9 protein-coding genes and 1 tRNA gene are annotated in these 12,943 nt (G+C 36.2%); 7 read left to right on the top strand and 3 right to left on the bottom strand.

All coding sequences use genetic code 11. The features are described 5' to 3' along the window. From B5X55_RS08845 to B5X55_RS08860, 4 genes are all read left to right on the top strand, one after another. On the top strand, positions 1-5,151 hold a 5,151-nt coding region (locus tag B5X55_RS08845), incomplete at its 5' end, for a T9SS type B sorting domain-containing protein (protein ID WP_143814450.1). A gap of 16 nt (positions 5,152-5,167) precedes the next feature. Then, entirely contained in the window at positions 5,168-6,115 is a 948-nt protein-coding gene (locus tag B5X55_RS08850; protein ID WP_449405329.1) for a PorP/SprF family type IX secretion system membrane protein, read from the top strand. Between the two features lie 44 nt (positions 6,116-6,159). Continuing rightward, entirely contained in the window at positions 6,160-6,519 is a 360-nt protein-coding gene (gene folB / locus B5X55_RS08855; RefSeq protein WP_079512269.1) for a dihydroneopterin aldolase, read from the top strand. Positions 6,520-6,620: 101 nt separating this feature from the next. Then, positions 6,621-6,691: transfer RNA gene (locus B5X55_RS08860), tRNA-Cys, on the top strand. Positions 6,692-6,795: 104 nt separating this feature from the next. Here B5X55_RS08860 and B5X55_RS08865 read toward each other — a convergent pair. Next, a complete protein-coding gene (locus B5X55_RS08865) occupies positions 6,796-7,194 on the bottom strand; it encodes a DoxX family membrane protein (protein WP_079512270.1) in 399 nt (132 codons plus the stop codon). 6 nt (positions 7,195-7,200) lie between these two features. Next, positions 7,201-8,361, bottom strand: a complete 1,161-nt coding sequence (locus B5X55_RS08870) for a DNA polymerase III subunit (RefSeq protein WP_079512271.1) — start codon at positions 8,359-8,361, stop codon at positions 7,201-7,203. Positions 8,362-8,486: 125 nt separating this feature from the next. Here B5X55_RS08870 and B5X55_RS08875 point away from each other — a divergent pair, with 125 nt between their 5' ends. The 3 genes from B5X55_RS08875 to B5X55_RS08885 all read left to right on the top strand — a co-directional run bounded on the left by B5X55_RS08875 (position 8,487) and on the right by B5X55_RS08885 (position 12,450). Beyond that, positions 8,487-9,677 (top strand): phosphoglycerate kinase, encoded by a 1,191-nt coding sequence (locus B5X55_RS08875; protein ID WP_079512272.1) that lies wholly within the window; start codon positions 8,487-8,489, stop codon positions 9,675-9,677. Between the two features lie 118 nt (positions 9,678-9,795). Beyond that, positions 9,796-11,436, top strand: a complete 1,641-nt coding sequence (locus B5X55_RS08880; RefSeq protein ID WP_079512273.1) for a LysM peptidoglycan-binding domain-containing protein — start codon at positions 9,796-9,798, stop codon at positions 11,434-11,436. Positions 11,437-11,448: 12 nt separating this feature from the next. Next, positions 11,449-12,450, top strand: a complete 1,002-nt coding sequence (locus B5X55_RS08885) for a DUF4837 family protein (protein WP_079512274.1) — start codon at positions 11,449-11,451, stop codon at positions 12,448-12,450. Positions 12,451-12,578: 128 nt separating this feature from the next. Here B5X55_RS08885 and B5X55_RS19210 read toward each other — a convergent pair whose 3' ends face one another. Continuing rightward, positions 12,579-12,755: a DUF6747 family protein gene (locus B5X55_RS19210; protein WP_317042700.1), complete on the bottom strand. Its 177-nt coding sequence runs from the start codon at positions 12,753-12,755 to the stop codon at positions 12,579-12,581. Positions 12,756-12,943: the final 188 nt, after the last annotated feature.

Raw genomic sequence — 12,943 nt, forward strand, 5'->3', positions numbered from 1 at the left:
ATAGTACCAGATTTTGATGAAACGCATATAGATATTACATGTTTTGGATCTAACGATGGTTCTATTACATTGACACAGACTGAAAATGGTGTTAATCCATTAACGTTTACGATATCTCCTGCAGCAGGAACGTTCAATGCTAGTAGCAATACGTTTGAGAATTTGCCACCTAACACATATAGTATTACTGCAACGGGAACGAATGGTTGTCCAACAACCATTACAGGTATAATCATCGTTGAGCCATTGGAGATATTGAACCTTACTGCTTCAGTTGTGGAGTTTGGTTGTAGTGTAGGCAACAATCCTAATAATGCGACGATAACTATTGACGGTTCTGCCATCACTGGCGGTAGTGGTAATTATGTAATCTATGAGTTTGTAGATGGCGGTGCTACGGTTGTTCAGTCAGGTGCGTCGAACGTACTTACTGTTTCCGACAGAACTGGCGATACGTATACAATTAACGTATATGATGATAAAGGCTGTTCAGGTAGCACCACGGCAACGGTACTTCCTTTTGATGAGATGACAGGTGCTACGGCAGCAGTGACCACTACGGTTACCTGTACACCAGGAAGTGATGGTGTAATTACGGTTACGGCGACATCTACGGCTAGCGACAATACTAAATATGAGTACAGTATCGATAATGGTACAACGTATGTACCAACCAATGTGTTTAGTGGCTTGTCTGCTGGAAATTATAATTTCTTGGTAAGACATACCGATACAGGTTGTATCGTTACGACTTCGGCGAGAATAGAAGAGCCGAACACCTTTACCATCGATGTTGTTAAGACGAGCGATGTGGTATGTTTCGGAACGGCTACGGGCGAAGTGACCTTCGAACTTGTAGACGCAACGTATACTACCGGTTTCGATTGGGAAGTTTTCTTAACAGATGGTACTTCGGTTACTAGTGGTTCAGAAGCTGCCAACGGTCCTACGCCAATTGTTAACTTGGGCGTAGGTGAATACTATGTTTCTATATCACAAGCAAATAATCCTTTCTGTACAAATGTTGAATATTTCAATATTGCAGGACCTGATGCTGACATTAGTGGAGCAACTGCGGTTACTGATATTACTTGTGTACCAGGCAATGATGGAAGCATAACAATCATCGATGTTGTTGGTGGATGGGGCGGATACACGTATTTTGTTGATACCGTAGCACCTACCTTACCAACGGATTATGTAGCGGGCGCTTCGTTCACGGGGCTTGTAGCAGGTACGTACCAAGCATGGGCACGTGATGCACAGGGTTGTGAAAGATTAATTCAGGACAACATTGTACTTGATGTACCAACTGCAATAGCGGCAACGATACAAGTGAACCAAGAAAACTGTACCAACCTACAGGGTGAAATAGAAGTGTCTTTACCAACTGGCGGACAGGGAAGCAACTATACCTACCAATTGATTATGGACGGAACCAATTTCCGCGCACCTCAGAACACAAGAGTATTCTCTGGACTAGGAGCTGGTAGTTATGAAGTACTTATTACAGATCAATGGGGTTGTAATTTCACAACGCTTACAGAAGTATTATACCAACAGATGGATGTATCTACTACAGTCGTAAAATCTATTGATTGTACAGTTACACCAGGTGGTGAGATTACCGTAAATGTAAATGGAGGTTCAACGAACCTAGAGTTTATAATGACTACTCCTTTAGGAAGTGTTATTACACAAATAACGGGTGTATTTACAAATTTAACAGAGGTAGGTACATATTCTATTCTTGTTAGAGATAATGATACGACAAATCCTGTTTGCGAAAGAACGGTAACACAAGTGCTAGACGCTCCTGTAGACCCAGTTTTATTAGATGCCACAATTGTAAACGTGAGTTGTTTTGGGGGTAACGATGGTAGTATTAGGGCGAATATTGACCCAGCTACGAATGTGAATCCTGCATACCAATATGAATTATATGAAATTGCTGATTTGGTTACTCCGATTGCTGGGCCACAGAACAATGCTTTGTTCACAGGTTTAAGTATTGGAGATTATCAAGTAAAAATAATTTCAAGTAGAGGTTGTGAGGGCATTAAGAATGAAACCATTACTCAACCAATCGAATTAACGGTTAGTGCGGTTGCAACAGAATTCAGTTGTTCACCAAGTAACAGTGTTAACACCGCAAGAGTTACGGCAACTGCTGGTGTAGGTACTGGAACAGCACCATATTTATATAGTATTGATAATGTAATTTTCCAAGCATCTAATACATTCAACATTACAGATAACGGTAGTGCGCAAACTATTGATGTATATGTGAAAGACGCTAAAGGATGTACAACGTTTGATACCGTAATAGTTCAGCCTTTAAATACATTCACAGCAACTGTAGCACAGGATGTTGAAATAACATGTGTTAATGATGAAACTGTAATTATTTCAGTGGTAGATAATGGCTTAGTGCATAATTATGGGTATGAACTGTTACCATTAGGAAATGGTACTGGTACGCTAGTTAGTACCACGGCTACATCTGCTACATTCGAACTTAGTGCTGTTGGTTCTTATGTATTTAGAGTTACCGATTTAGATACAGGTTGTTATGTAAATACAGCTAGTTATACCATTGCACCGTTTGATTTTATAACGGCATCAGCTACTGCAACCTCAGCGGTTACTTGTTTCGGTGAAGTAAACGGAAGTCTAACTATTAATATAGATGGGTATAGTGGTGATTATAATTACGAAGTTTTTGATACAGCAGGAAACATAGTTGTAGCGTCAACTGCATCAAATACTAGTGTAAACCCAAGACCGATAAATGGTCTTTCTGGAGGCAATTACTTTGTTCGTATTACAGAGACTGCAGTTTCCTTATGTTCAGAAGACACAAATATTGTTACTATTTCATCTCCAGACAGACCTTTAAGTGGAGCGGTTACAATAGTAGCGGAAGCAACTTGTTCAGATGATAAAGGTGAAATTCGAGTAGCTCCGCAAGGGGGTTACAAGCCATATGATATTGTGTTAACTAATACCACAACTGGAGATAGTTATTCTATGGATGATGTTCAAGAAGGGTTATTTACCAATCTTTCAGCGGGTGATTATTCAATTAGCATTACCGACAACTCAGGTTGTATCGTTAATTATACAGAAACAATGACTCCAGCAACGCCAATTGTAGCTAATGCTACACCATTGGTTACTGACTTAGTTTGTTTCGGTGATACAGGTGCTACAGTATCTGCAATTGTAACAGGTGGTGGTAGTGGCACTTATAGATATCAGTTAAATTATTACGACGCAACTGGGTCAACGATAACATCAACTACAGGAGCACAAAACAACCCTAATTTTAATGATTTAGGAGTTGGTATTTACAGCATTACAGTTGTTGATGGTTGGGATTGTGATACGGTTACAAATACTGTTGAAATTACACAACCTACAGAAGTACAGGCTAGCTTGTTAAGAACGGATCCTTTAACCTGTTCAACAGGTGCTGAATTTGAACTTACGGCAACTGGCGGAAGCGGCACATATGAATATAGTGTTGATAATATAAACTTCTTGCCAATGACAAGTAATCCATTAGGATTGCCTGAAACAGGAATATTCCAAGAAGGCACATATCAATATTATGTTCGTGATGCAATTAATGGTTGTGAGTCAGTAATTTCAAATGCTATTACTGAAACAGAAATAGCCCCATTGATTTTAACTGTTGATAAAACTGCCGCTTCAGTGAACTGTACCGGTGAAAACACAGCAATTATCTTTGCAACGGCTCAGGGTGGTTTAGGAAACTATCAATATGAATTGTTTACAAATAGTTCTTTAGCTGTGGGATCACGTATTGCAGGTCCTCAGTCACAAGGCGTATTTAGAGACTTGGGAGCAGGAACATATTACGTAACTGTAATAAGTCAAGATTGTACAACAGCATCTGAAGAAGTAGTTATTGTCGAGCCTACACCTCTTTCTTATACTGAAAGTGTAATAGATGTAACATGTGCAGGTGAAAATGATGGTGAGATTACAGTAACATTATCTGGTGGAGCTGGAGGTTTCCAGTATGCGATTTCTCCTAACTTGAACCAGTTCTTTGATAATAATACATTCACAGATCTAGAACCTGGTGAGTATACGATAATCGCACAAGACCAAAATGGTTGTTTCGAATATCTAACATACACTATTTCAGAACCGGCAAGTTTAGTGGTGTCTGCAGAAACTACACCAGAAATTTGTGTAGATAGTCAAGATGGCACGATAGTTCTTGAAATTAGTGGCGGAACAGCTCCTTATAGTACAGCGTTGAATTCTAGTGATGATGCAGATTTTGTATTAAATAGAACTGAGTTCCTTGACATGGCTTCTGGTGAATATATTATCATTATTAAAGACGCAAATGGTTGCGACACCAACGTAGTTGTTGAAATAGAAAGAGGTGTAAACCTTAATGCGACTATTGAACCGATTTATGAATGTTCAGGTGATACTCCAAGTAATTATGTGAATATCACGCTAGAAGATGATAGTGTTATAGGTGACATATTATATGCTATAGATTCTGTTGATCCGTCCGACTTACAATTGAATCCTGATTTCAGAAATACAGCGCCTGGTAGCCACTATATTACAATCGCTCATGAAAATGGTTGTATACAGACTATTGACTTTGTAATAGAGGCATTTGACCCGTTAACGCTAAGTTTAGAACAACGTAACATGAATGAGATAACGGCTATCGCAGAAGGCGGAAGAGAAGAATATACCTACTACTTCGACGATATCGATAATGGTGATAAGAATACCTTTTACATTACTAGAACAGATACATATGAAGTTCGTGTTGTAGATCAAAATGGTTGTGAGTCAATTGCAAATATTTTTATGGAATTCATTGACATTGAATTGCCTAATTTCTTTACCCCTGACGGCGATGGACAGAACGATTTTTGGATACCAAGAAACATGGAACAATTTCCAGAAATACTAATAAAAATATTTGATCGTTATGGTAGAGTAGTTTCAGAACAATCGACAGATTCAGAAGGTTGGGATGGTTTATACTCTGGCAAAGAATTACCTACAGGAGACTACTGGTATGTAATCAAATTGAATGGAGAAAGAGATGAAAGAGAATTTGTTGGTCACTTTACCTTATATCGTTAATAATTTACCTAAAAAGATGATGCGAAACAGTCTATTGACCTTGGCATTTTTTATTAGTGCCTTTGCCGTAAAAGGGCAGGAGCTAACCATACCCCAGTTATCGCAATACCTTGCAGATAATCCGTTTGTGATGTCGCCGACATATGCTGGTATTGGTGACCATGTGAAAATACGTCTTAATGGCCTTACACAATGGGTAGGTATTAAAGATGCGCCAGATACCCAGTCACTTGCTGCAGATATGCGAATTGGTGAAAAATCGGGTATAGGAACTTTATTATATAACGATAGTAACGGTGAAACAAAGCAACGGGGTGCAAGACTATCTTTTGCGCACCACCTTACCTTAGATCGTTATGATGACGAGTTTTTATCTTTCGGACTTTCCTATAATTTTAATCAGTTTCGAATTGATATTCAGAATTTTGATGCCTTAGATCCATCGGTAACAGATGATAGGGCAACCACGAATCATAACTTTGATGTTGGTATGCTTTATCGGTTCGACAAGTTTTACTTTAGTGTAAATGCGTCGAATATATTAGATAAGGATTTAAGTAATTTTAACCCTATTTATGAGCCGAATAGACTTAGAAACTACTATGTTTATACAGGGTATAGGTACATGAAGAAAAGAACGAGTAAGGTAGAAGTAGAACCTTCTATTTTCTTTCAGTTATTTGAAAGTGATGGTCGTTCCGTAACCGATTTGAATTTGAAATTTAGGTTTTACGAATTTGAAGATTATTATTATGCGGGGATTAATTATCGTTTTTTAAATGACCAAATTGGTAACCCACTTTATATTGCTCCTATAGCAGGTTTAAAGAAGAGTAATTTTTACTTCGGATATTCTTATCAAGTTATTCTAAACGAACTTTTAGGCTATAGTTCAGGAACTCATGTAGTTACTTTAGGGGTAGATTTATTTCAAGGCATTAGTAATTGTCGTTGTACTTATTAAACCTTTCTTGAGATTGATTAAGTTTGTTCTCCAGAACATGAATTATGGGTAAAGTACAATTAGAAAATATAAAGGCATACGCGCATCATGGTTGTTTGCCGCAAGAAACCAATATTGGTAGTGATTATTTGGTGAATGTGTCTGTTGAAACGAGTTTATTGAAAGCTTCGATATCGGATCAGTTAAAAGACACGGTCGATTATGTTCACATTAACAAAATTGTCAAACAAGAAATGGCAATACCTTCTAAACTTTTAGAACACGTTGCCAAAAGAATTATTGATCGAATATTTTTAGAACTTCCATCTGTAGAAAAATCAATGGTTTCCGTTTCAAAAATAAATCCGCCTATAAACGGTGATGTTGAAAAAGTAACGGTATCATTAAATTTGAACAGAGAGTAAATATTTTCTAAATTTCAAATTAACAATATTCCTTTATTTTATTGGGTTTCTATGACCATTGGAAAAGGATAATTGTTTATTTTTGCTATCGCTTAAAAAAGGGCATCGTGGCCGAGTGGCTAGGCGCAGCTCTGCAAAAGCTTGTACAGCGGTTCGAATCCGCTCGATGCCTCTAAAAAAAACCCTCCTAATTAGGAGGGTTTTTTATTTAGAATCAATTTGTATCGTCAGTCTTCAACACGCTTAGCGACCATTAAATTCTAATAGCCCTAATTACTATGACTGCAATAGAAATACCAATATAATAGAGGGTATAAAATACACCGCAATGGTTTTTGCGCCTTCGTAATCTTTTGCTACACGTTGCCCAAAGAGTAACATGAGTAACGTTATACAAGATAGTATTGCACCATAAAAAGCGAACGAAGTATCACCGTTACAGATAAGTTGATACATACCCGCTAAACAAAGTATCCCAGCAACAACTTCTGCAACTAAAATTATACCGACCATTAAGGGCACTATGTTTCTAAATGGTGTTTTAGAAAAATGTTCTTTTAGCCATGAGACATTTCCATTCCAATCAGAAATTTTGTCAAAACCACTTTGAAGAAAAGTAATGATTAAAAACAATAAAAGTAAAATCTCGGTTGCGTGATCTAAAATGTTTTTCATGATAGTTTATTTAAGTTCGGCTTTTTTTCTGTGCAATAATCGTGTTAGCTTGATAGAGAGGTCGGTGAAAATAATCTTTGAATTTCCATTTCGCTCTATATGATATATAGCATCTTCAAGCTCCTTAGTTATGTCTAGTATATTATTTTCATGTACAAATGGCGCAAATTTTTTCAACTGAAATCCTTCTGCATGTATTTTTAAATAAGCGAGTTCCTCTGCACCGTAATTTATCATTAAAGCTTGGCGCATTACGGTAATGCAATAAAGTAGAAAATTCTTCTGCGTTTCTCTACCTGTCTTGGCAACTTCTTCGCTCCAAAGTAATAATTCATGAATTGCGGCTTTATTACCTTTTACCTTAAAGGCACTACGAACCCATTGTACAAACCAATTCTCAAAGACTAAATCTTCAGAGTCATTGTTCAACAAGTCTAAAGCTTTGTTGAAATTACCGTTCGCTTCATGTGCTAATTTCATAGCTTCTGGCTTCGCGGCTCCTTTTTCTATTAAAGCATTTGCAATAGCTTCTTCAGCCAATGGTGGAAAATGAACCACTTGGCATCTCGATTTTATGGTTTGTATTATTTGTTCTTCATCTTCACATAAAAGAAGAAAAATAGTTTTATCGGGCGGTTCTTCAATTAGCTTCAATAGTTTGTTCGAAGCGGCTGTATTCATTTTTTCAGCCATCCAAATCAACATCACCTTATAGCCACCTTCGTAAGATTTTAAATAGAGTTTTTTTACAATTTCTTGTGCTTCATCAACACCAATTTGTCCTTGCTTTTTTTCAATTTCAATATGTCGATACCAGTCAAATAGATTTCCATAAGGCTGTTCTATAATAAACTCTCGCCATTCTTTCATGTAATGGTTACTAACTGCATGAGATTTTACTTTATCAGAATTAGCAACAGGAAAAGCAAAATGAACGTCTGGGTGGGCAAAAGAATTAAACTTAAGGTTACAGGCTTCGTTTTTTCCAACATTTTCTCCATTACTATTTTGGCAGATGATATATTGTGCATACGCCAATGCTATAGGCAAAAGGCCACAACCTTCTGGTCCAACAAAAAGTTGCGCATGTGGTATACGACCTGCATCAGCACTAGAAGCTAAGTGATTCTTAATATGGGAAAGTCCTAAAATATCTTTGAATAACATGGTTTCAAATATAGTTGTTTTAAAGCATAACAAAATTAAAGGAAATGAGCATAAATTAAGTCGGTAAGCACTTTAACCCAAGATTATTAATCTTTACATTTGTTGATTAATAAAAGGATAATCACATGAAAGTATTGAATGACTTTAATTTTGAAAATAAGAAAGCGTTAATAAGAGTGGACTTTAATGTTCCCTTAAATGATAAATTTGAAGTAACGGATACAAATAGGATTGAAGCTGCAAAGCCTACAATCATCAAGATTTTAGAAGATGGTGGTAGTGCTGTTTTATTGAGTCATTTAGGAAGACCGAAAGGAGAACGTAATCCAGATTTATCATTAAAGCATATTTGTGCTGCTGTTTCTGATATCATTGGCGTTTCTGTAAAATTTGTAGATGATTGTGTTGGTGAAAAAGCAGAACAAGCTGTAGCGGAACTGAAAAATGGTGAGGTGCTTTTATTAGAAAACCTAAGATATTATGACGAAGAGGAAAATGGAGATGAGGGTTTTGCAGAAAAACTTTCAAAATTAGGCGATATATACGTTAATGATGCCTTTGGGACAGCACACCGTGCGCACGCATCAACTACTATAGTAGCTAAGTTTTTTCCAGAAGCTAAATGTTTTGGATTGTTAATGGCTAAAGAAATAGAGGCCATAGAAAAAGTAATGGCGACCGGTGAAAAACCCGTTTTAGCTATTCTTGGTGGAGCAAAGGTTTCTTCAAAAATCACTATTATAGAAAATATTCTTGATAAGGTTGATGACTTGATTATTGGTGGTGGAATGACTTATACCTTTATTAAAGCACAAGGAGGTAAAGTAGGTGATTCTATTTGTGAAGATGATAAGATGGACTTGGCTTTAGAAATTCTTGAAAAGGCTAAACAGAAAGGAGTAAATATTCATATACCTGTAGACGTAATTGCAGCAGATGATTTTGATGCTAATGCAAATACCCAAGTGGTAGATGTAGATAAAATTCCTGATGGATGGCAAGGATTGGATGCTGGTCCTGATACATTGCAAAATTTTAAGAAGGTGATTTTAGCTTCTAAAACTATTCTATGGAATGGTCCTATTGGTGTTTTTGAAATGGAAAAATTTGCAAAGGGAACTATAGAAGTTGGCAACTATATTGATGAAGCAACGAAAAAGGGAGCTTTTTCATTAGTAGGTGGTGGCGATTCTGTTGCTGCAGTGAAACAATTTGGTTTTGAAGACAAAGTAAGTTATGTATCAACAGGCGGAGGTGCAATGTTAGAAAGTTTAGAAGGCAAAACCTTACCTGGTATCGCTGCAATATTAGCGTAGCAAAGGCGTTATCGATAAACGGGGTATAACGAAAAATTGTGCATTTTAAGAGAATTTATTTTATTCTCATTAAAAAATGTACGATTTTCGTTAGTTCCGTTAACAAATCTCGTCTCTTATGAACAAATTAGCCTGCAAATGTTTTTATTTCTTGGGATTAACCTTAGTTCCAATTTTGGGATCTGCCCAAAATAAAGACTCGAACACTACGGTAAAAGATTCGATAAGTGATAATTTAATCATTGTCAATGATTCTTTAGACAATCAAATATCTACTGCAGCACCTATTAATAGAATAGGGAATTTAGCGAATACACCAAAAGAAAAGTTAGTGCTGTTTAAGCCTACTGAATCTTCATCCTACAATCTTGAGGACAATGAATTGGCCGCCAAGTTTGATAGCCTATGGATGAAAGAACTTGTAGAAGCAGCACCTCTTTTTCATGAAATGTATCAAGAAGTGATGGAGTTAGATACAATCTCTGATTTCGTTTTAGATTTACCTACCGACACCTTAAAAATGCGTTTGGCAAGGTTAAATGAAAAGACACCTTTTAATATAGAATATAATGCATCTTTAGAGAGCGTAATCAAATCATTTCTTACAAGAAAAAGAGATTTAATGGAGCGTATGCTTACCATTAGCCAATTTTATTTTCCTTTATTCGAACAGCAATTGGATAATCATGACATTCCTTTAGAAATGAAATATTTATCTATAGTAGAATCGGCTTTGAATCCTAAAGCTAGATCTCGCGTAGGTGCAACAGGACTTTGGCAATTTATGTATGGTACTGGTAGAGAAATGAAATTGAACATCAACAGTTATGTTGATGAGCGTAGTGACCCAATAAAATCAACTGAGGCAGCTTGTAATTATTTGAATAGATTATATAGAATTTATAATGATTGGGATTTGGCACTTGCTGCGTATAACTCTGGTCCAGGAAATGTAAACAAAGCAATACGTAGAAGCGGAGGTCAGAGAAACTATTGGAATATTAGACGAAACCTACCAAGAGAAACGGCAGGATACGTTCCAGCTTTTCAAGCTACCATGTACATTTTTGAATATGCCGAGGAACACGGATTAAAAACGAAAAGAGCAGAACGTGCTTTTTTCGAAACAGATACAATACATGTAAAAAGCCTAATTACATTTGACCAAATTTCAGAATTAACCGGTATAGATAAAGAGGAATTAAAAATCTTAAACCCTTCCTATAAGTTAGATGTAATTCCTTTCGTTAAAGGTAAAACTCACGCGTTGAGGTTGCCTGTGCATAAAATGGGAAAATTTGTGGCAAATGAAGAGGCAATTTATGCACATGTAGAAGAAGAATTAAAAAGCAAGGAAAGTCCGCTTTCAGAAATCACAAAACAAGCTGAACAAAATAGTATTCGATATAGAGTAAGAGACGGTGATTTTCTTGGAAAGATAGCTGAACGTTACGGAGTTGGGGTAAGCCAACTTAAACAATGGAATGGTTTACGAAGTAATAATTTACGTATTGGACAACGATTAACGATTTACCCAAGAAAAAATGGCGCTATTGCTGTTAAGCCTCGGGAAACACCAGCCAGGTCTAGTGTAGCCAGTAGTTCAAAAACGCATGAAGTTAGAAGTGGAGACTCACTATGGACCATTTCTAGAAAATATCCTGGAGTTAGTATAGAAAATTTACGAAAGTGGAACGGTATTAGCGGTAATAATTTAAAACTAGGCACAAAACTTAAATTGTGCGACTGTTCTTCGTAAATTAAAACACCAATGAAAAAAAGAATTTTACTTTGTTTTATGGCAATTCTAGGGTTGTCAATTGCCTGTAAGGAAGAGGGCAAAGCTGATTATTTACCAGAATCAGTAGGCGCAATGAATACGCTAACGGTAGTAATTGATAATGAGTTATGGAAAAGTAGTGTTGGCGACGCAATACGCGAAAATTATACTGCTGCGGCACAAGGTCTAACTTGGGACGAAGCACTATTTAGTGTTACCCAAGTTCCGCAACAAATTTTTTCAGGATCTATTAGAAACACGAGCTCCGTTCTATATGTTATGGAAGATTCGTTAAATGTGGCCCACATGAAATCTAATATGTATTCTAAACCACAAAATATCGGAGTTATAAAAGGGCGGAACAAACAAGAGCTTATTGATAACATCAATAAGACTTCAGCCGAATTTATTAAGGATTTCAAAACACTTGAAATTTCAAAGGCGCAAAAACGATTTGAAAAATCATTAAATAAAGAAAAAGCGTTAGTAGATAAGTTTAAAATTTCGATGAAGATTCCTTCTATTTATAGAGTAGGTCGAGAAGAAGATAATTTTGTTTGGATTTCGCGTGAAATTCAAAAAGGAAACATGAATATTATTGCCTATACAATGCCAGAGAATGGTTTTCATAACGATTCTACTTTTGCGCGAGACATCATTAGAATGCGCGATTCTATAGGTAATCTTTATATTAAAGGAAGTGATGTTGCGGGTAAAAATAATCACATGATTACAGAAAAGGCATTTACACCATATGTCTTTCCTGCCGAGGTTTCGGGCAAAAAAGCAGCAGAAGTAAGGGGAATATGGGAAATGTCTGCATACCCAATGGCAGGCCCATTTTTAACGTATATTATAAACGATAAAGAAAACAATCGTAAACTAATATTAGAGGGCTTTGTATTTGCACCAGCGACTAAGAAGAGAGACTATATGTTCGAATTGGAAGCGATACTTAAGTCTGTTCAATTTAACGTTGAAGAGAAGAAATAATTAATTCAATTGACTGAAAAAATAAAGGCTCAGGAAACTCCTGGGCCTTTTTATATTTTAATCTTTAAGTGTTGCAAAGTTGTTTTAGGAACTTAGCATAGTAAAGTAAATATGCTACTCTAAATAATCTATATGTTACTAAAAGTAAACCCAGTAGATATTCTAAAAACTATAGCATAAATCGCCAATCCAATTAACACAAAGCATAACCATGAGAAGATCTTAAAATAATTTTCAAGAATATAACTTCTCCAATTTTTAAACGCTTCTGTGTATATTTCTTTAACTAAAGTAATTTTTTCCATATCCTATATTTTAGGGGTTCCTGAAATATAAAGTTGCCTTTTAATTCTTCCTTTATTGAAAAGATTAGTTAAAAGGGGAATTAATACTACGAAAAGTATCTACATTAAAACTATTTCTATGAACGGTAAAATATGACGGATTAAATACATTGGAAGTGAAAGTGTCATAATCGGTAAAAGGTGTATAA

Source organism: Maribacter arcticus, assembly GCF_900167935.1.
Taxonomy (GTDB): domain Bacteria; phylum Bacteroidota; class Bacteroidia; order Flavobacteriales; family Flavobacteriaceae; genus Maribacter; species Maribacter arcticus.